14 protein-coding genes are annotated in these 19,198 nt (G+C 73.6%); 6 read left to right on the plus strand and 8 right to left on the minus strand.

Translation table 11 applies throughout. The features are described from left to right. Window positions 1–49 precede the first annotated feature (49 nt). The 4 genes from ACMXN5_RS02985 to ACMXN5_RS03000 all read right to left on the minus strand — a co-directional run bounded on the left by ACMXN5_RS02985 (window position 50) and on the right by ACMXN5_RS03000 (window position 5,880). Window positions 50–706, minus strand: coding sequence for a CDP-alcohol phosphatidyltransferase family protein (locus ACMXN5_RS02985; RefSeq protein ID WP_201260924.1), 657 nt, complete (start codon window positions 704–706; stop codon window positions 50–52). Between the two features lie 63 nt (window positions 707–769). Further along, complete coding sequence (locus tag ACMXN5_RS02990; RefSeq protein WP_439673862.1) at window positions 770–2,203, minus strand: glycosyltransferase 87 family protein; 1,434 nt, start codon at window positions 2,201–2,203, stop codon at window positions 770–772. A gap of 149 nt (window positions 2,204–2,352) precedes the next feature. After that, the gene (locus tag ACMXN5_RS02995) at window positions 2,353–3,711 is read right to left on the minus strand and encodes a glycosyltransferase 87 family protein (protein WP_439673863.1); all 1,359 of its coding nucleotides are present in this window, start codon (window positions 3,709–3,711) and stop codon (window positions 2,353–2,355) included. Window positions 3,712–3,846: 135 nt separating this feature from the next. Beyond that, complete coding sequence (locus ACMXN5_RS03000; RefSeq protein ID WP_439673864.1) at window positions 3,847–5,880, minus strand: acetoacetate--CoA ligase; 2,034 nt, start codon at window positions 5,878–5,880, stop codon at window positions 3,847–3,849. A 176-nt stretch (window positions 5,881–6,056) separates the two neighbouring features. Between ACMXN5_RS03000 and ACMXN5_RS03005 the strand changes: the two genes are divergently transcribed. From ACMXN5_RS03005 to ACMXN5_RS03020, 4 genes are all read left to right on the plus strand, one after another. Then, window positions 6,057–7,004 carry an AurF N-oxygenase family protein gene (locus ACMXN5_RS03005; RefSeq protein WP_439673865.1) on the plus strand — a complete coding sequence of 316 codons (948 nt, stop codon included), beginning with the start codon at window positions 6,057–6,059 and terminating at the stop codon, window positions 7,002–7,004. A gap of 102 nt (window positions 7,005–7,106) precedes the next feature. Next, window positions 7,107–7,553, plus strand: coding sequence for a Zn-ribbon domain-containing OB-fold protein (locus tag ACMXN5_RS03010; RefSeq protein ID WP_395786794.1), 447 nt, complete (start codon window positions 7,107–7,109; stop codon window positions 7,551–7,553). Continuing rightward, window positions 7,550–8,743: a lipid-transfer protein gene (locus ACMXN5_RS03015; RefSeq protein WP_439673866.1), complete on the plus strand. Its 1,194-nt coding sequence runs from the start codon at window positions 7,550–7,552 to the stop codon at window positions 8,741–8,743. The genes ACMXN5_RS03010 and ACMXN5_RS03015 overlap by 4 nt, the downstream gene beginning before the upstream one ends. A 105-nt stretch (window positions 8,744–8,848) precedes the next feature. After that, window positions 8,849–9,715 carry an amidohydrolase family protein gene (locus tag ACMXN5_RS03020; protein WP_439673867.1) on the plus strand — a complete coding sequence of 289 codons (867 nt, stop codon included), beginning with the start codon at window positions 8,849–8,851 and terminating at the stop codon, window positions 9,713–9,715. Window positions 9,716–9,730: 15 nt separating this feature from the next. On the opposite strand, the gene ACMXN5_RS03025 is transcribed toward ACMXN5_RS03020, so the two are convergent. Beyond that, a complete protein-coding gene (locus ACMXN5_RS03025; protein ID WP_439673868.1) occupies window positions 9,731–10,705 on the minus strand; it encodes an LLM class F420-dependent oxidoreductase in 975 nt (324 codons plus the stop codon). An 82-nt stretch (window positions 10,706–10,787) separates the two neighbouring features. Beyond that, a complete protein-coding gene (locus ACMXN5_RS03030) occupies window positions 10,788–12,059 on the minus strand; it encodes an MFS transporter (protein WP_439673869.1) in 1,272 nt (423 codons plus the stop codon). 37 nt (window positions 12,060–12,096) lie between these two features. Between ACMXN5_RS03030 and ACMXN5_RS03035 the strand changes: the two genes are divergently transcribed. Continuing rightward, the gene (locus ACMXN5_RS03035; RefSeq protein WP_395786789.1) at window positions 12,097–12,720 is read left to right on the plus strand and encodes a helix-turn-helix domain-containing protein; all 624 of its coding nucleotides are present in this window, start codon (window positions 12,097–12,099) and stop codon (window positions 12,718–12,720) included. Here ACMXN5_RS03035 and ACMXN5_RS03040 read toward each other — a convergent pair. Continuing rightward, window positions 12,672–13,796 (minus strand): serpin family protein, encoded by a 1,125-nt coding sequence (locus tag ACMXN5_RS03040; protein ID WP_439673870.1) that lies wholly within the window; start codon window positions 13,794–13,796, stop codon window positions 12,672–12,674. The two genes, ACMXN5_RS03035 and ACMXN5_RS03040, sit on opposite strands and share 49 nt — an antisense overlap. A gap of 99 nt (window positions 13,797–13,895) precedes the next feature. On the opposite strand from ACMXN5_RS03040, the gene ACMXN5_RS03045 reads away from it, so the two are divergent. After that, the gene (locus tag ACMXN5_RS03045) at window positions 13,896–14,441 is read left to right on the plus strand and encodes a nuclear transport factor 2 family protein (protein ID WP_380000971.1); all 546 of its coding nucleotides are present in this window, start codon (window positions 13,896–13,898) and stop codon (window positions 14,439–14,441) included. A 6-nt stretch (window positions 14,442–14,447) separates the two neighbouring features. Here ACMXN5_RS03045 and ACMXN5_RS03050 read toward each other — a convergent pair whose 3' ends face one another. Further along, the gene (locus tag ACMXN5_RS03050; RefSeq protein WP_439673871.1) at window positions 14,448–19,031 is read right to left on the minus strand and encodes a hypothetical protein; all 4,584 of its coding nucleotides are present in this window, start codon (window positions 19,029–19,031) and stop codon (window positions 14,448–14,450) included. Between the last annotated feature and the right edge of the window lie 167 nt (window positions 19,032–19,198).

A 19,198-nucleotide genomic window follows, 5' to 3' on the forward strand; every position in this document is an offset into this window, starting at 1 on the left:
GCGTGGTTTGAGTATCTCGTGATCGCCGCGTTGTCCGGCGATCCCTTCGCTACCCGGCGGTCGCTGTGCGACTCGCCTTGTCTGCGGCCACGAGCCGTTTGGCCTGGGCTGCGTAGAGGACTCCTGCCCACCAGTACAGCGCAGTACCCCACCAGGCGAACGCCCATCCGAAGATCGCGGCGAGAGTTGCGACACGTCCGGTGCCGTCGCTGAGCAGCAGGAGCGGGAAGGCGTACATGAGATTGAAGGTCGCGGCCTTGCCGACGAAGCTGACCGAGAGCGCGCCGTAGCGGTGCCGGCGCAGGATCAACAGCACCACGCCCATGAACAACTCGCGGCCCAGGATGATCGCGGTCAGCCAGATCGGCAGGATCTCGCGCCAGGTCAGACCTACCAGGGTGGCGAGGATGTAGAGCCGGTCGGCGGCCGGGTCCAGGATCGCGCCGACCTTGCTGACCTGGTTCCAGCGGCGGGCCAGCTTGCCGTCGAGGTAGTCGCTGATCCCGCTGAGCATGAGCAGCGCGAGCGCCCACAGGTCGTGTTTGGGGCCGCCGAACTCGGGCGCCAGGATGAGCCACAGGAAGACCGGGACACCGAGCAGGCGGGCGAAGCTGAGCAGGTTGGGGATCGTCACGATCCGGTCGCTGGGAGCGTCGACGCCGCCCTCCCGGGTAGGCGGCGGGGCCGCGTCCACGTGGGCGTCCACGGGTCCTCTGCTTTCTTCCGGTGGGTCTTCGTTCGAGGTCAGCCTATGTCGCGCCGGACGGGCTCAGCGACGCCCGGAGCCGCCGGAGACCGGGTCCGGAGCGGGGCTGTCGGGCGTGGCGGTCGCGGGCGCGCTCTCGGTTGCCTGTGCGGGAAGCGTCGGCAGCGGGCCGCGGTCGCGCAGGATGCGCAGGACCAGGATCAGGGTGAGCACGATGCCGGCGAACAGGTAGCCGTTGCCCAGCACGAACTCGAGCGGTGTCCAGTGCCGTTCGCGGTCGCCGTCCCGGGGGGCGAGCCAGATCAGGCCCCACGGCTGGAGCGTCTGCGTGCCGTCCCAGTCGCCGAGGACGTTCAGTCGCATCGGCCAGGCCGCGAAGAACGCGAAGAAGGCGCCGGTGAGCCACCACCACAGCGGTCTCGCCCGGGTCAGCGCGGTGTGCGTGAGCAGGACGAACACGGGCACCACCCACACCCAGTGGTGCGACCACGAGATGGGCGAGACGAACAGCGACAGGCCGCCGGTGATCACCACGCCGACCAGCTCGTTGCCGTACAGCGAGGCGCGGGCGGCGGCCAGCAGGCCCAGCGCCCCGATGACCAGGCAGAGCAGCAGCCACAGCCCCTTGGCCGGCCCGCCGTCACCGAGCATGCGGGTGAACATGCCCTGTACCGACTGGTTGTTGAGGGTGCCGACGCTGAGCTTGGAATTGACCTTGCCGCTGATCGACACCAGGTTCGCCCAGTAGTACGCGGACGCCGACGGCGCGGCGACCAGACCCACCAGGACGGTGCCGACGAACGCGCCGGAGGCCACCGCGGCGGCCCGGAACCGGCGGGTGATCAGCAGGTACACCACGAAGATCGCGGGGGTGAGCTTGAGGCCGGCCGCGACGCCGACCCCGATGCCCTTGTAGCGGCGATCGTCGGGCAGCGCCAGGTCGAGCACGATCAGTGCCAGGAGCAGCAGGTTGATCTGCCCCCACACGAGCGTCCATTCCACCGGCTCCAGCCACAGGACCACGGCGAAGGTGGCCGCGCTGACCCCGAACCGACCCGCGCCGCGGCGGTAGCCGAGCATCCCCCACGAGGCCCAGACCACGGCGAACAGCGACAGCAGGCTGAGGCACGCCATGAACCATTTGAGGCCGGCGAAGCCCAGCGGCAGCACGATGTAGAAGAGCAGCCCGGAAATCGGCGGGTAGATGAAGGGCAGTTCCCACTTGCCGTAGTTCTCGGTGTAGATCCGGTCGCCGTCGCGCAACCTGTGCACGGCGTCGTGGTAGACGCTCAGGTCGAGCATGTGCCACATGTCGCGGCGGTTGAGGTAGGTCCACAGCGCCCACAGGCCGAGCGAGAGCAGCATCAGGGCGCCGCCGACGAGCGCGACGCGTCCCGGCCGACGGGGTTCCCGGCTGTGCTCGTGCCCGAACGGGACGCGGGGCGCGAGCGTCAACAACTCGCGGCAGGAGGTGACGAGCACGCGGGGCAAGGACATGTCGGTCGGGGACTCCACAACTGCACGGTTCAATGGGCGCCAGGCCGGGTGGCGCCGGGTCAGGATATCCACACGGTCGAAACGGCCCGGCGTCCAGTGCCGCGGACGGGAACCGCGGACCGTGACCCCGCGTCCGTTCCGGACGGGGGCTACACCCCGGCCGGGGTGGGCGTGGAACTCCCCGGGGACGGTCGGCCCACCGGTTCCGGCGGATCGAGCGTAACGGCTTCCACCGACGGGCTCGCGCACTTTCGCCGGCTCGCCGCCAGACCCACCGCGATCGTGAGCAGCGCGGCCAGCCCGGCGAGAGTGTACGCGTCGGCCAGCACCAGATCCCACCCGGCGAGCCGCAGTTCGCGGCCGTCGCGGTAGGGCACCTGCCAGATCAGCCCGGTGGGCACCGGCACCGGCAGCTCCACCCGGCGTCCCGGCACCGCGGCGGTGAGCGCGACCAGGGCCGGCGCGGCGAGCCCGGCCCGGATCCGGAACGGACCCGACCGCCGGGCGACGTCGACCAGGAGCACACCGCCGGGCACGATCCACACCCAGTGGTGGGTCCACGAGATCGGCGACACCAGCAGTCCGGTCAGCGCGGTGACGCACAGTCCGGCCAGGTCGCGGCGCGGGTCGTCGGGTCGGCTGCGGCCGATCACCGCGGCCAGGGCGAGGCCGCCGACGCCGACCGCGCCCGCGATCGCGAACCACAGCGGCCCCGGCGGGGGTGCCTCGTGGGTGAGCCGGATCAGTATCCCGCGCAGCGACTGGTTGCCCGGGACCTGGACCGGGCCGACCCGGGTGTCGTCGAGGAACAGGCCGCCCCAGTAGCGCAGCGACTCGCGCGGCAGCACGGCGAAGGCGACGAACAGCCCGGCCCCGAGCGCGAGGACGGCGTTGCGTCCTTCACGCGTGCGGCCGGTCAGGAACAGGTAGGGGATCAGGATCGCCGGGGTGAGCTTGAGCCCGGCCGCCAGGCCCACCCCGCAGCCGCGCAGCCGGGCGTCGGGCGCGCGGGAGAGGTCGGCCAGGATCACCACCAGCAGGAGCAGGTTGATCTGGCCGAACCGCAGCGTCTCCTGGACGGGTTCGCTCCACAGCAGGACAGCGGCGGTAATCGCCGCCGCGGGCAGTCGGCGCGGGCGGCGCACGCCGACCATGCCCCAGGCCAGGTGCGCGGCCAGGGTGAGCAGCGCGAGGTTGCCCGCGACCGATACCCAGCGCAGCACGCCCCACGGCAACCAGGCCAGCGGGGTGAACAGCAGCGCGGCGCAGGGGGTGTAGGTGAACGGCAGGTGGGCCATCCCGACCGACATCGAGTAGAGCCGCCCGCGACCGTCCAGGATGGCCCGCCCGCCGGCCTGGTAGACCCGCAGGTCGCCGAGCCACCACATGGTCGCCGGTCGGGTCAGCGCGAGCGCGACGTAGGCGGTGACCGACCCCGCGATCAGGACCGCGGCCAACACCGGGAGACGTCCGAGGAAGCGCTGGGTGCGACGTGACGTCTCGGGCATGCACCTGATCGTGCCACCGCCGACGCCCGTTTGCCCCGCACTACTCCGTGCGCGTCACAGTGTTGTGTTCATCGGATGTTCCGGGCCGTTCCGCACCGGTCCGGCCCGTTACACCGCCTACGTCGAATTCTCGACCTACTTGTCCTCGGGCTTGTCGGCCGGCTTGTCCGCCTGCCGGCTCTCCTGTGCCCGGGCCCGCGAGCGGCCCACCTCGGCGTAGAAGCGCAGCACGTCGAGGTCGTCGACCGAGCCGGGGTTGACCGCGTCCTCCAGGGCGCGCCCCTGGAGCAGCTTCTTCACCGGGATCTCGATCCGCTTCCCGGTGAGGGTGTGCGGCACGCCCGGCGCGGCGATGATCTCGTCCGGGACGTGCCGGGGCGAGACCTCCTCGCGGATCACCGCGCGGATCCGGGCCTGGAGCGCCTCGTCGAGCGTGTGGCCGGGCGCGGGGACCACGAACAGCGGCATCCAGTAGCCGCCGTCGGGCAGCTCCAGGCCCACCACCAGCGACTCGCGCACCTCGGGGAGGCGTTCGACGGCCTCGTAGATGTCGCTCGACCCCATCCGCACGCCCTGCCGGTTCAGCGTCGAGTCGGAACGGCCGTGCACCACGACCGTGCCGCGCTCGGTGAGCGTGATCCAGTCGCCGTGCCGCCACACGCCCGGATAGGTGTCGAAGTAGCTGGCCCGGTAGCGCGCGTCGTCGGGGTCGTTCCAGAAGTGGATCGGCATCGAGGGCATCGGCTGGGTGATCACCAGCTCGCCGACCTCGTCGACCACCGGCCGACCCTGCTCGTCCCATGCCTCGATCGCGCAGCCCAGGGCCCGGCACTGGATCTCGCCGAGATACACCGGCAGGTCCGGGCTGCCGCCGACGAAGGCACTGCACACGTCGGTGCCGCCGCTGACCGAGGCCAGCCACATGTCGGCGCCCACCGCGTCGTAGACCCAGCGGAAGCCGTCGGGCGGGAGCGGCGAGCCGGTGGTGCCCAACGCCCGCACCCGGCTCAGGTCGTGCGAGGCGCGCGGGGTCAGCCCCTTCTTGCGGCAGGCCATCACGTAGGCGGCGGAGGTGCCGAACCAGGTCACCTCGGCCCGCTCCACCACGGTCCACTGGGCCTCGGGGCCCGGGTAGCCGGGGCTGCCGTCGTAGAGCACGATCGTGCTGCCCGCGAGCAGGCCGCCGACCAGCATGTTCCACATCATCCAGCCGGTGGAGGTGTACCAGAAGAAGCGGTCGCTCGGGCCCAGGTCGAGCTGGAACGCGGCCTCCTTGAGGTGTTCGAGCACGATCCCGCCGTGGCCCTGGACGATCGCCTTGGGCAGGCCGGTGGTGCCGGACGAGTACAGGATCCACAGCGGGTGGTCGAAGCCGACCGATTCGAAGTCGAGCCCGTCGGCGGGCAGGTCGCGCCCGATCACCTCGGCCCAGGGCAGCACGCCGTCGGGCGTCGGCTCGTCGAGCAGCGGTACATGCAACACGTGTCGCACGGTCGGCAGGCCCTCGCGCAGTTCGGCGACCACGTCGGCGCGGCGGACCTCCTTGCCGCCGTAGCGGTAGCCGTCCACCGCGAGCAGCACCACCGGCTCGATCTGCTGGAACCGGTCGAGCACGCTGCGCGCGCCGAAGTCGGGCGCGCAGGCCGACCACACCGCGCCGATCGCGGCGCAGGCGAGCAGTCCGACCACCGCGTGCGGGGTGTTCGGCACGTAGGCCGCGACCCGGTCGCCTGGGCGCACGCCCAGCTCGCGCAGGGTGGCCGCACAGGACGCCACCTGGCGGCGCAGCTCGGCCCAGGAGATCTCGCGCGGGGTCAGCTCCTCGTCCAGGTAGACGATCGCGGGGCGCTCCGGGTCGCCGTCCTCGGTGTGCCGCAGCGCCTGCCGGGCGTAGTTCAGCCGGGCGTTCGGGAACCAGCGGGCACCGGGCATGGTCCGGTCCGCCAGCACCACCTCACGATCGCCCAGGTCGAGGTCGAACCAGTCGCACAGCGAGGCCCAGAACGCCTCGGGTTCGGTGGTCGACCATTCCCACAATCGGGCGTAGTCCTCGGCGTGGACGCCGCGTTCGGCGGCGAGCCACGCGCGATAGCGGGTGACCGCCGCGGCGGCGACCCGCTCGGCCGACGGTTGCCACAGCAACTCGGCCCGCTCGCTCGATTCCGTCATCTTTGTTGCCCCCTCCACGCGGTGTGCCCCCCGACCCTGCCATCTCGCGCCCGCGCGCGCATCCCCCGGGCGAGTCGGAAAGGATCTTCGTGCGGACTCTGGACGCGGCGGAGCGAACGCGGGATGTTACCGACGGGAAACAAGTCCGGCGGCACATCCGGCGAAGGAGGCCCCGCATGCCCACCCCACACCCCATCGTCAGCGCCTTTGGCACCGACCGCGAACGCGTCGCGGAACGGCTGCTGGCCGCGTCCCACGCGCACGCGTTCGACCCGATCACCGACGTCGACTGGGACGCCCCACTGGTCGACGGCGCCTACTTCCTGCCCGCGCATCGGGTCACTTTGTACGGCACGCCGCTGTGGGAGCGGATGAGCGAGCGGCAGCGCGTCGACCTGTCCCGGCACGAGGTCGCCTCGATGGCCAGTGTCGGCATCTGGTTCGAGGTCGTGCTGATGCAACTGCTCATCCGGCACGTCTACGACCGGCCGCTGACCTCGCGACACGTGCAGTACGCGTTCATGGAGATCGCCGAGGAGTGCCGGCACTCGACCATGTTCGGCCGATTGATCGACAAGCTGGAGTGCCCGGAGTACGGACCCGGCCCGTACGCGCACACGGCGGCGCGGGCGATGAAGACGTTCGGCTCGGGCGTGCAGGCCTTCGCGATGGCGCTGATCGCCGAGGAGGTCCTGGACACGATGCAGCGCGAGATGATGGCCGACGAGTCGCTGCAGCCGATCACCCGGCGAACCGCCCGGATCCACGTGGTCGAGGAGGCCCGGCACGTGCGCTACGCGCGCGACGAGGTGGCCCGGGGCGCGCCGCACCTGTCCCGGGCGGAGCGGGCGATCACCCGGCTCGCGCTGGCCCGCGCCGCGCACATCATCGCCACCCGTCTGGTGCACCCCGGGGTGTACGCGGCGGTGGGTCTGGATCCGGCCGAGGCGTATCGCACCGCGCGGGCCAATCCGCACCGGTCGGACACGCTCGCCCACTGGTCGCGGCGCCTGATCGCCTTCTACGACGAGCAGGGCCTGCTCGGCGGACCGGGCCTGCGACTGTGGCGGGCGTCGGGTCTGATGGGACGTCGAATACCCGCCCCGGCACGCCGGCGGGTGTGACCGTAAATACCCCCGGTCGGGTTGGCGCACGGAACTGACGATCCGTCAGACTGTGGTCCGTACACACATCGGACGAGACGGCCAGACGAGTTGGAGGGCCCCGTGACGAAGGACCACAAGCCCGTGGTCCCCGGTTGGTTCACCACGTCCGGGGAGGACTTCTCCCTCCTCGGCACCCGGTGTACCGCCTGTGGGACCGTGTTCTTCCCGCGCCGAGAAACGTTCTGCGGCAACCCGGCGTGCTCCGGCACCGAGTTCGCCGAGGTGCCGCTGTCCAAGCGCGGCACCGTGTGGTCGTACACGAACGCCGGCTACCGCCCGCCGGCGCCGTTCGTGTCCGATCCGGACGTCGAATGGCAGCCGTACACCATCGTCGCGGTGCGCCTGGAGGCCGAGGGCCTGATCGTGCTCGGCCAGGGCGCGCCCGGGGTTGGCGTGGACGACCTGAAGGTCGGCGACCCGGTGGAGATCGTGCCCGGCGTGCTGTACGAGGACGACGAGTACGTGCACACCACGTGGAACGTACGGCCGGTGGAGGTTCGGGCATGAGCAACGACCGCGAGATCGTCGTCCTGGGCGCGGGCATGCACCCGTGGGGCAAGTGGGGCCGCAACTTCGTCGAGTACGGCGTCAAGGCCGCCCAGGACGCGCTGAGGGACGCCGGACTGGCGTGGCAGGACATCCAGTTCGTGGCGGGCGCGGACACCATCCGCAACGGCTACCCGGGCTTCGTCGCCGGCGCCACCTTCGCCCAGGCGCTGGGCTGGACCGGGGCGCGCATCTCCAGCTCGTACGCGGCCTGCGCTTCCGGCTCGCACGCCATCGCGAGCGCTCGCGCGCAGATCCTCGCCGGCCTGTGCGACGTGGCCCTCGTGGTCGGCGCCGACGCGGCCCCCAAGGGCTTCTTCGCGCCGGTCGGCGGGGACCGTCCCGACGATCCGGACTGGGTGCGCTTCCACCTGCTCGGCGCCACCAACCCGGCCTACTTCGGGATGTACGCCCGGCGTCGGATCGACCTGTACGGCGCCTCGGTCGAGGACTTCGCCAGGGTCAAGGTCAAGAACGCGCGCAACGGCCTGGGCAACCCGAACGCCCGCTACCGCAAGGCGTTCACCGCCGAGGACGTGGCCGCCTCGCCGATCGTGTGCGACCCGCTGCGGCTGATGGACATCTGCGCCACCTCCGACGGCGCGGCGGCCGTGGTGTTGTGCAGCAAGGAGTTCGCCGCCCGGCACACCACCGGCCCGGTGCGCATCTCGGCGGTCTCCACGGTCACCCCGACCTTCCCGAGCGCGCTGATCGAACTGCCCGACATCGCGACCGACTCGTCGGCGGCGGTCGCCCCGCAGGAGTTGTCCTTCCGTGCCTCGCTCGCGCACGCCGCGTACGAGGAGGCCGGCATCGGGCCGGAGGACCTGAGCCTGGCCGAGGTCTACGACCTGTCCACCGCCCTGGAGTTGGACTGGATCGAGGACCTGGGCATCTGCGCGCGCGGCGAGGCGGAGAAGCTGCTGCGCGACGGCGCGACGGAGATCGGCGGCCGGATCCCGGTCAACGCCTCCGGCGGCCTGGCCTCGTTCGGCGAGGCGGTGCCCGCGCAGGCCATCGCCCAGGTCTGCGAGTTGACCTGGCAACTGCGCGGCGAGGCCGGCGCTCGCCAGGTGGCGGGCGCGCGGGTGGGCATCACCGCCAACCAGGGCCTGTTCGGGCACGGTTCGTCGATCGTGGTCACCCGCTAGGGTCCGCGCGGCGACGAACCGGCAAGTCACCGAAACGATCCCGGAGTTCCGGCCGTCCACGGCGGGGACCGGCTCCGGGGTCGTTTCCGTTGCACGGAGGTGTGCATGGGTATTCCGGACGGCATCGGCGTGGTCGACCTGCTGATGGGTCTGCCGAATCGGGACCGGCGCTGGTGGGCGACCGCGATGGCGGGCACCCTGCGGGACGAGGACAGCCGGAGCGGGATGACCCACCCGGCCGGCTACATGTTCAAGGACCTGCCCGAGATGGAGCGCACCGATTCCTCGGCCGAGGATCTGCTGCGCGAGATGGACCGGTTCGGCGTGGAGAAGGCGCTGATCCCGGTCTCGTTCGAGGACCCGGACACGCTCGACGCGGTGCGCCGGCACCCGGACCGGCTGCTCGGCAGCTTCCAGGTGGATCCGACCGACGTGATGGCGGGCGTGCGCGGGTTGCGTCGGGCGCGCGAGGAGGCGGGCGTCCTGGCCGCGACCTTCTTCCCATGCGGCTGCACACCTCCGGTGCCGATCGACGACCGGCTGGCGTATCCGCTCTACGCGACCTGTGTGGAGCTGGGCCTGCCGGTGTTCGTGAACGCGGGCATTCCCGGTCCCCGGGTGCCGGCCGCCGCGCAGGAGGTGATGCGCTTCGACCGGGTCTGCTACGACTTCCCCGAACTGACCGTGGTGCTGCGCCACGGCGGCGAGCCGTGGTGCGATCTGGCGGTCAAGCTGATGCTCAAGTGGCCGGGCCTGCACTGGTCCTCGTCGGCGTTCGCACCCAAGCACTACCCGCGCGCGATCGTCGACTACGCGAACACGCGCGGGGCGGACAAGGTCATGTACGCGGGCTACTTCCCGTACGGGCTGACCCTGGACCGGATCTTCGCCGAGTTGCCCGGGGTCGGCTTCAAGGACGAGGTGTGGCCGAAGTTCCTGCGGACCAACGCCCTGCGGGTGCTCGGGCTCTGATCGGCCGGCCGGCGCTCAGCCCGCCGTCGGGGCCAGTGCGAGTGCCGCCTCGATCGGGTCGGCGCCGGGGCGGGGGTCGATGACGGCCAGGACCGGGACGGTGACGCCCGCCGCGACGTAGCGGGCGATCCGCGCCCGGCACTCGGCCGGTTCGCCGTGCACGATCAGGTCGTCGAGCACCGTGTCCGGGACCAGGTCGAGGGCCCGCTTGCGGTCGCCCTCGACCCACGCCTCCCACATCGGCGCCAACTGCTCCTCGCGCCCGAGCCATCGGTGGAAGTCGGCGTAGACCGGGACGGTGAGGTAGGCGGTGATCATCCGTCGGCCGATCGCCCGCGCGGTGTCCCGGTCCCCCGTGGGCACGACGAAGATCCGCGCGACGATCGCCTTGTCCGGGCCGCCCTCGCGCACGTACGGCACCACACGTTCGACGTCCTTCGCGGAGAGCCAGTTCAGGATCGCGCCGTCGGCCTCCCGGCCGGCGAGCCGCAACATGCCCGGGCGCAGCGCGGCGACCAGGATCGGCGGCGGGCTCTGCGGCGGCCGGGACAGCCGGAAGCCGCGCACCGCGAAGGTCTCGTACTCCTCGGTGACCTTCTCCCCCGCGAACGCCGCGCGCAGGAACCGCACGGTGTCCCGCACCCGCTGATAGGGCCGGTCGAACTCGGCCCCGTTCCAGCCCTCGACGATCGGCGCGGAGCCGGCGCCCAGGCCCAGGTGGAAGCGGCCGGGGGCCACCTCGGCGAGCGCCGCCGCGCTCATCGCCAGAGTGGCCGGGCCGCGTGTGTACGGCGAGACGATCGCGGTGCCCAGGCGCACGTCCGGATCGGCGAGGGCCGCCACGGTGAGCGGGGTGAAGCCGTCCGAGCCGTCCACCTCGGCCGACCAGAAGTCGGTGTAGCCGGCCCGGCGCAACTCGCGGATCAGGCGGGGGTGTTCGGTGAGCGGGGCGTCGAGCGGAACGGTGATCCCGAAGCGGGCCTGATCCATGCGTGCTCCTCCGCGTACTCCCGAGACGGTCGTGGTGGTCGATCAGGACTACCACAGCGCGGGCGTGCGCACGACGCGCCGCTCAGGCTTCGCGCGCGTCGGCGGCCGGGCGGTCGGGCGGGAGGCGGACGAACAGCGTGCCGACGCCCGCGCTCGCGAACAGGGCCGCCAGTACGCCCCATCCGATGCCGCCCACCGCCTGGAGCAGTCCGGTGATCAGGATCGGGCCGAGCACGTGGCGGCCGACCGAGCGACCCATGCCGAACGCGGCCAGGTATTCGGCCCGGCGGTCGTCCGGCGCGACGGCGTAGGACAACGTCCAGGCGGCCGACACCGCGATCACCTCGCCGCAGGACAGCAGCAGCACGCCGATCGGGAACACCACGGCGGCGGGCGCCCGTTCGGCCGACCACAGCAGCACGCACGCCGCCGCGAGCAGCGCGCCGGCCGCCACCTGGCAGCGCCGCGCGGCGCGGACCGACATCGCGAGCCGGGCGGCCGGCATCTGGCACACCACGCCGAAGACGGTGTTGACCGCGTACAGCGCGCCGAGCCAGGACGCGGACAACCCGCCGCGGGTGGTCAGCCACAGCGGGATGCCCAGATTGAGCACCGGCAGCCAGAGTTGGAGCAGCGTGTCGATCGAGGCCAGCCCCCACACCCGCCGATCGCGCAGCGCGCCCCATCCGGACACCCGCGCCGCCGCGCCCCGGGCCGGCGGCGCCGGGATGGTCGCGAGCAGTGCGGCCACCAGGACGAACGCGGCGGCGTTGACAAGCACGACCGCGCGGAACGCCGCCGCGTCGTCCAGGCCGATGGCCAGGCCGCCGAGCGGGGCGCCCAGGCTGATCCCGAGGTTGGCCACTGTGCGGTAGGCGGCCAGGGTGCGCACCCGGTCGGCGCCGTCGGCGAGTTCGGCCACGAACGCCTGGGTGAGCGCGGACACGCTCTGGTCGGCCGTGGTGACCACGGCGACCGCGACGAGGAAGCCCCACCACTCGCCGACGGCCGCGTAGCCGGCGGTGCCGGCCGCGCGGGCCAGGTGCAGGGCGACCAGGGTGTTGCGTACCCCCAGGAGGTCGGCGAGCCGGCCGATCGGCACGGCGGTACCGAGCGCGATCAGTCCGGCCAGGCCGAGGCCGAGGCCCACGCCGCCGGTGGACAGGCCGACGATCCGGGTGAAGTAGACGGCGGAGAACGCGACGAACAGCCCCACGCCCAGGTAGTCGACCAGCCCCACCCCGAGCAGCCGCCGCACCGGACGCCGGCCCCGGGCGTCGGCGCGGCCCCCTGCGGCCTCGACCTCGGTCGTGTCCTGCTCGACTTCCGGCCTGTGCACATTATTCTGTGTCATAGACACAGTATTTTGGACCCAAGGACACAATCGCGCCATGACCGATCCCGCCGAAGCCGTCGGCTACACCCTCGCCGCCAATCTGCGCGCCGCCCGGCAGGCCCGGGGCTGGCGGCTGGACGAACTCGCCGGCCGCTCCGGGGTGAGCCGCAACATGCTCCAGCAGATCGAGACCTGCCGAACCAACCCGAGCATCGCCACCCTCGCCCGGGTCTCGGCCACCCTCGGCATCCCGATCGGCCGGCTGGTCGAGCCGCCCGAGGAACTGGGCCACGTGGCCCGCCGCGACGACGCGCCGACCCGCCCCGGCGGCCGGGAGAGCGTGTTCCGGCTGCTGATCAACGACACCACCGCGCCGTTCACCGAGCTGTGGGAACTGCGCCTGGCGGCACACGACGAGGTGTCCGCCGACGCGCACCCGACCGGTACGCGCGAGCTTCTGCACGTGCACGAGGGCACGGTGACCGTCGAGGTGGGCGGCGCGACGTTCACCGTCGGCCCCGGCGACGCGCTGCGGATGCGCGGCGATCGGCCGCACGTATACCGCAACACCCGCGCCGATCCGGTCCGGCTGACCATGACCGTGGTCTACGCGGGTGTGCCCGACCCCCGCTACCGGGAGGTCGGGGCCGCCGCCTCCCGGGGCACCGTGGCCTGGTAGCCCGCGAACAGCGGCACGTAGCCGGTGGGATCCGTCACCACACACGCGAACGGCCGGTCGAAGCACACCGGACGCGGCTTGGGCGTCCAGCTCACGGGGGTGAGCGTGACGGCGCTCACCGCCGCCGCCTCGACGCCCTCCTCGGTGACCCGCAGCAGCGACTCCTGGACCATCGCGTCGATCCGCACCGGCTCGTCGGTCGCCCAGCGAAAGTCCGCGGCGTCACCCAGCGGCGCCGTCACGCCCAGCGCCCGCAGCCGGGGCACCACGTCGAGCCGGGTGCGCAGCTCGAAGCGCGGCACGGCCACCTCCACGGCCGCGCCCTCGTACGGCTTCCCCGTCTCGCGCGGCGCCCATCCGGCGGTGATCACCGACGCGGGCGGGGCCTGCGGCGGGCCGAGCGCGAAGCGCACCCGTGCGGGCCGCTCCCCCACGCACGGCAGCTCCACCACGGTGACCTCGCCGTCGCGGCCGTCGATCGTCCAGACGTCAGCGGCGGGCACCTCCCGGTGCATCATCGGGACCGGCGCCCGGGTGCCGTCGGCGGCGTGGAACGGCCGATCGCGCGTGCGGGCGGGATCGAACGCGTCCCGCCAGCGGGCGCGCAGCGCGAGCGCGCCGACCACGAGCAGCCGCGTCGCTTCGGAGATCCGCACGGGTATCCGCTCGATCAGCCCATCCGTGGCCCGCGCGACCCACCGGTCCAGCGCGGCCGAATCCACCGGCGACCCGAATTCGACCTCCGCCAGCGCGGCGCGGAACTCGGCCCGCAGCGGCGCCGCGCTCCACACGCCGGTGGCCACCGCGAGCGCCTCGATCCCGGCCAGCTCACGCGCCAGCGCGTCCACCACGGGCGCCGCCTCGGGCCAGGCGAGACCGACCACGTCGGCCAACTCCTCGGCGGTGTCCCCGTCCGCGCCGACGGCCGGCACCGCGAGCGCCAGCCACAGGCCGGTCGGCGAGCACACCACGTCGCCACCGGCCGCCCGCACCCCGGCGTCGCTCAGCAACGCGTCGAGCAGACGCGAGGCCAGCTCCCGTACGGCGCCCGCGTGTTCGCGCAGAGCCGGTTCCATCTGATCACCCTTGTCGTCGCCACGTGGTCGCTGCCCGGAGGTGTTCGGTGTCCCCCCGGCCGAGGAGATGTATGCCTCCCGACCGTAGTGTCGTGCGTCATGGACGACTTCGGCGGGGACGTGGAGCTGCGCAGACTCATCGACCGTCAGGCGATCCGCGACGTGGTGTCGCGGTACTGCCGGGGCATCGACCGGATGGACCTCGACGCCGTCCGCGCGTGCTACCACCCCGACGCCACCGACGAACACGGCGCCTTCACCGGGACGGTGGACGAATACCTTGCGTGGATCGGGCGATTGCTCCCCCGATACACCTCGACCATGCATCTGACCGGCAACCACCTGGTGGACTTCCGCGACGACACGCCCGATCTCGCCCGTTCGGAGACGTACGGGATCGCCTTCCACCGCAGCGCCGACCCGGCGCCGCGCGGCAACCTGACCACCGGCTTCCGCTACATCGACGACTTCGCCCGGCGCGACGGCGTGTGGCGGATCGCCCGCCGGGTGGCCACCACCGAGTGGGTCCGGGTCGACGACGCGGCGGGGCAGTGGCCGGTGCCCGAGGGGCTGCGCACGGGCCGACGGGATCGCACCGACGCGGTGTACGCGCCGTTCCCCGCCGACCCGGGCCCGCCTGCCTGATCGGCCTCAGCCGATCGGCTCCGCCGCCTCCGCCGCCGCGACCGGCTCCACTGCCTCGACCGGATCCACCGGCTTGCGGAACACCCGGGTCGCGTGGATCTCGCCGACGATCTGCGGCGCGTCCGGCTCCTGCGGCACCGGCAGCCCGGGCCGCAGGTGCTCCTCGACCGAGATGTACTTCAGCCCCGCCCGCAGGTCGGCGTCGTTGCGCAGTCGCACCACCAGCGGGAACTCGGCCAGCGCCGTGGTGTCGAACAGCCCCGTGGTGTACACCAGCTGCACCCCGAGCGCATCGGCCACCGCGCGCTGGAGCTCCAGCAGATACGACGCGTTGGCCCGCCCGATCGGGTTGTCCAGGAACAACGTCCCGGCGTGCCGGTGCCGGGCCCGGCCGCGGTCGTTGCTGCGCAGCGCCGCCATCGTGCAGTAGAGCGCGATCGCTGCGGTGAGCAGCTGGCCGCCGGAGAACACGTCGCCCATCTGCCCCACCGGCACCCGTTCGGCCCGCAACACCGAGTCCGGCTTCAGGATCTCCACCTGCACCCCGCGCGGGCGCAGCGCCGCGTGCACCCCGCGCAGCAGCAGCGTCATCCCGTCCCGCCGCACCCCGCCGACCGTGCCGTCGCGCCCGCGCCGGATCGTCCGGGTCGCCTCGTCGACCACCTCGCCCAGCGCCTCGACCAGGGCCGCCGCGTCCGGCTCGTCGAAGCGGATCCGCAGGAACTCCTGCCCCGACCACTCGCCCAGTTCCTCCGGCAGCCGGGACAACCGCTGCGCGGCGCGCAGCGTGGTCAGCGCGGCCTCGACCATCCCGCGCATCCGGTCCACGATGCTGTCCCGGTTGCGCTCGATCTGGCGCAGCTCGTCGGTGAGCACCCGCAGGCGCGGCGCGAACGCCGCCGACCAGGCGGGTGCGTGCTCGGCGAGCGCGGCCGGCGGCAGTTCCCGGATCTGCTGCCGCGCGGGCATCCGGACCTGCTCGAACCGGGTCGCGCCCGCGTGCCGCACCAGCGTCTCGGTGCGCTCGCGGACCTGGGCCTCGGCGGCGGACAGGTCGGCCGCGGCGGCCCGCAGCGCGCGCCGGCACGTGGTCGCCGCGTCCCGCGCGTCGGCGACCGGACCCGCGAACGGCGTCGCGGCCGGCTGCTCGGGGTCCACCGGCACCGCCGGCAGGGTGTCCGTGAGGGAGGCCGCCACCTCGCCGAACGCGCCGGCCGCGTGCTCCGCGTCGGTGTGCTCGCGCACCAGGCGCCCGTGCGTCTCGCGGGCCGACGCGACCTCCTCGGTCCGCGTCGCGTGTTCGGCGCCGGCGGCCCGCAACAACTCGTGCGCGTGTGCGCCGTCGCGGGGGCGCTGCTCCTCGGGCAGGTCCAGGTGGTGCTCGCGGCCCTCGGCGGGCGCGTGCCGCTCCACCTCGCCGCGCAGTCGGCCGAGTAGTTCGCTGGCCGCGTCGGCGCGCCCCTCCAGGGTGCGTACGTGGTCCTCGGCGCGACCGGCGGCGGCCAGGCGCGAGGGACCGTCGGAGCCGTCGAATCCGTCGAGCAGCTCGGCGGCCTGTCGGCGCACCTTGGCGGTGAGCCGGTCCAGGGTGGACTGCGCGGCCGACTCCTCGCTCTCCGCGCGGGCCTGCTCGGCCCGCAGGTCGGCACCCACGCCCACCTTCTCGTACAGCGCGCGGGCGGTGCGGTACGCCTCGCGCAGCGCGGGCAACGACGCGCGCGCGGCGGCCTCGTCGGCCGCCTCGTCGGCGCCCGGCTCCTCGGACGCGCCGGTGATCTCGGCGCGTTCCTCACGCAGCGCGCGGGCGGTGCGGCGCGCGTCGTCGGCCGAGCGCTGCGCCTGCCGGCGGTCCTCGTCGGCGGTGCGGGCCAGCAGCCGGTCCGCCTCGGCGCCGGCCTCGTGTTCGGTGGTCTCCTGCTCCAATTCGCGGATCCGGCGCGCCCACCCGGCCCGCTCGCGCAGCCGGAAGGCGAGCCCGGCCAGCGCGTCGGCGCGGCGGCGCGCGGTCTGCGCGGCGTCCATCCGCCGATCGCGCCGATCCACCGCCTGCGCCCGGTCCTGCTCGGCGGTCACCGCGGCGATCTCGGCGGCCTCCCCCGCGGCCTGCGCGGCGGCCAACTCGACCCGCGCGTCGGCGACCGCCTCGAACAGTTCGTCGAGCCGGCCCGCCGGACACGCCGCCCGCCACGTCGCGAGCCGTCCGGCCAGCGCCCGATCGGCCTCCAGGCGCGCGGCCCGCTCGCGGATCGCCTCCTGCCGCTCGCCCGCCCGCCGGCGCAGCGCCTCCCGCTCGGTGTCCGCGGCCCGCTCGTCGTGCATCGCCGGGTTCGGCGGCACCAGGAACGTGTCCGCCCGCTCCTCGCCCGGCTCCAACAGCGCCTGCGGGGTGCCCACCGCCACCGCCGAGCGCGGCAGCAGCGCGGCCTCGGCCAGCACGTCCCGGGCCCGGTCCATCGCGTCGTGCATGGTGACGATCACGCCGTCGACCAGCTGCGGGCGGGCCGCGAGCACCGCGGCGTGCCGCTCGGCGGGCACCGACTGGGCCAGGTAGCGCCAGCCCGGCAGGGCCGGAATGCCGTGCTCGCCCAGGAGTTCGACCGCGGCCAGCACGTCGGGGCCGGCGGGCAGCAGGCCGCCGTCGCCCAGCGCGGCCAGGATCCGCGAGTCGTCGGCGGCGCCGGTGCGCAGGTGGAACAGGGTGCGCTCGCCGTCCACGACCGCCTCGGCGAGCAGTTCGCGCAGCACGTCGGCGGCCCGGTCGAAGGTGCGCGCGGCCTGCTCGCCGATCGCCGTTTCGGCGTCGGGGCCCAGCAGTTCGCGCACCCTCGGCTCGGCGGCCAGCGCCGTCGCGTTGTCGTGCACGGCGGTCAGGTCGGCCTCGGCCACGCCCAGCCGGTCCGCCGCGCGGGCCGCGGCCAACTCGGCCCGGCCGCGCGCGGATTCGGCCTCGCGCACCCGCGCCGCCGCCTGTTCGGCGGCCGCCCGGGCCTCGGTCCAGGCGGCGGAGGCGGCCTTCTCCTCGTCCGAGGCGCGCGCGGCGGACTCGGCCGGGTCGCCGTCGTCGTCGATCCAGCCCGCCTCGACCGCGAGATCGAGTTCGGCGCCCACCTCCACGAGCCGGCCGCGCAGATGCGCCGCCTCGCTGCGGGTGCGCTGTGCCTCGGTCGCGGCGGTGGTGGCGGCCCGCTGCGCCCGCTCGCCCCGCTCCTGGAGTTCGGCTGCGCGCCGCTCCTCGGTGTCCGCCCGGCCCTCCGCGCCGGCGGCGGCCGCGTGCAGCGCGCGTACCAGCGCCGAGGCGGCGTCCTGGCGGGCGGCGAGGGCCGGCGCGGCGTCCCGCTCGGCGGCCCGGATCGCCACGTCCACCCGCTCGGCCCGGTCCACCGCGGCCCGGTGCCGCAACACCGCCTCGGTGGCCAGCCAGGCCGCGTGCAGCCCGCGCGCGTCGCCGAGTTCGCGCTTGATCCGGGCGGCGTCCTTCTCCGCGGCCGTCAGCCGCATGCCCGCGTGCCGGTGGGTGATCTCGGCGGTGACAAGCGCGGCGTGCGCCCGGGCCCGCTCGGCGGCGTCCACGGCCGCGGCGGAGTCGGCCACCCGCCGGGCCAGTTCGGCCGCCCGCTCGCGCTCCCGCTCGGCGCGGGCGCCCAGTTCGCGGCCGAGCCCGCGCGCGGCGTCCTCGGCGTTGCGGTGCACCGCGCGTACCCGGGTACGCCGCGAGGCGGCCTCGCCGACCGCGTCCAGGAGCTCCACCGCGCCCTCGACGAAGTCCCGTTCGGCGGTCAGCTCGGCGCGCTGGGCGAGCTTGACCGCGAACCCGTCGACCAGGTCGGCGAGTCCGTCGGTGTCGGCCGGGTCGGAGACCGCGCGAAGGAGCAGGTCGACGAAGTCCGCGTCGTTCTTGACCGCGAACAGGCCCGCCGCCTCGCCCTCGTCGGCGTTCATCTCGCGCTGGTAGCGGAACAGTTCCGGGTCCAGGCCGAGCACGTTCAGGTGCTCGATCCAGCGGTCGTGGATCTCCTCCCAGACCACGTCCACGTCCGGGTAGACCTTGTGCAGTTCGGTCATCGCGTCGCGGAAGCCGCGCATGGTCCGCCGCCGCCCGCCGACCTGCACCGGCAGCCCGTCCAGGGTGAGCCCGGGCCCGGGTCGGAAGGAGTACCAGCTCTCCGCGAACTTGCGCGGGTCGGAGGAGACCTGTCGGCCGCGCCACTCGCTGACCTTGCCGACCACGACCGTCTCGCCGGTGAGCACGTGCTGCCATTCGAGCGCGACGTGCCCGCAGTCGTCGGCGAGCAGGAACTTGCGCAGCACACCCGAGCTGGCCCCGCCGAGGGTGTTGCGGTGTCCGGGCAACATCACCGAGAAGATCAGCTTGAGCAGGACCGACTTGCCGCCGCCGTTCTCCAGGAACAACACGCCCGCGGGCGCGGGTCGGCGCGGCGGCCCGACCGGCTCGCCCTCGAACAACTGCGCCTGCCTGGGCGCCGGGTCGGGCACGGGCGCACCCACCCCGCGCAGGTCGAGCACGGTGTCGGCGTAACGCGCACCGGCGGGCCCGATGGAGAACAGGCGGACCCGGGACAGCTCGTACATCGGCGGTCAAATCTCTCTGGTCGAAACACAGGACGGAACAGGTCGAACAAACGGGGCGAAACGCGCACGTCGCGCGACACCCGAAGCAACGCACGCGCGGACGAACGGGCGAAGGGGCGGACGGACGGCGCGAGGCGCACCCGGCGCGGCACGCGCGGACGGTCGGG

This window comes from Embleya australiensis, assembly GCF_051903075.1.
Lineage (GTDB): Bacteria > Actinomycetota > Actinomycetes > Streptomycetales > Streptomycetaceae > Embleya.

Bases quoted from the DNA above. Each gene is read 5' to 3' on its own strand.
- ACMXN5_RS03040 (WP_439673870.1), bottom strand. From the start codon at position 13,796: ATGGAACCGGCTCTGCGCGAACACGCGGGCGCCGTACGGGAGCTGGCC.
- ACMXN5_RS02995 (WP_439673863.1), bottom strand. From the start codon at position 3,711: ATGCCCGAGACGTCACGTCGCACCCAGCGCTTCCTCGGACGTCTCCCG.
- ACMXN5_RS03045 (WP_380000971.1), top strand. From the start codon at position 13,896: ATGGACGACTTCGGCGGGGACGTGGAGCTGCGCAGACTCATCGACCGT.
- ACMXN5_RS03015 (WP_439673866.1), top strand. From the start codon at position 7,550: ATGAGCAACGACCGCGAGATCGTCGTCCTGGGCGCGGGCATGCACCCG.
- ACMXN5_RS03030 (WP_439673869.1), bottom strand. From the start codon at position 12,059: ATGACACAGAATAATGTGCACAGGCCGGAAGTCGAGCAGGACACGACC.
- ACMXN5_RS03035 (WP_395786789.1), top strand. From the start codon at position 12,097: ATGACCGATCCCGCCGAAGCCGTCGGCTACACCCTCGCCGCCAATCTG.
- ACMXN5_RS03050 (WP_439673871.1), bottom strand. From the start codon at position 19,031: ATGTACGAGCTGTCCCGGGTCCGCCTGTTCTCCATCGGGCCCGCCGGT.
- ACMXN5_RS03020 (WP_439673867.1), top strand. From the start codon at position 8,849: ATGGGTATTCCGGACGGCATCGGCGTGGTCGACCTGCTGATGGGTCTG.
- ACMXN5_RS03000 (WP_439673864.1), bottom strand. From the start codon at position 5,880: ATGACGGAATCGAGCGAGCGGGCCGAGTTGCTGTGGCAACCGTCGGCC.
- ACMXN5_RS02990 (WP_439673862.1), bottom strand. From the start codon at position 2,203: ATGTCCTTGCCCCGCGTGCTCGTCACCTCCTGCCGCGAGTTGTTGACG.
- ACMXN5_RS03025 (WP_439673868.1), bottom strand. From the start codon at position 10,705: ATGGATCAGGCCCGCTTCGGGATCACCGTTCCGCTCGACGCCCCGCTC.
- ACMXN5_RS03005 (WP_439673865.1), top strand. From the start codon at position 6,057: ATGCCCACCCCACACCCCATCGTCAGCGCCTTTGGCACCGACCGCGAA.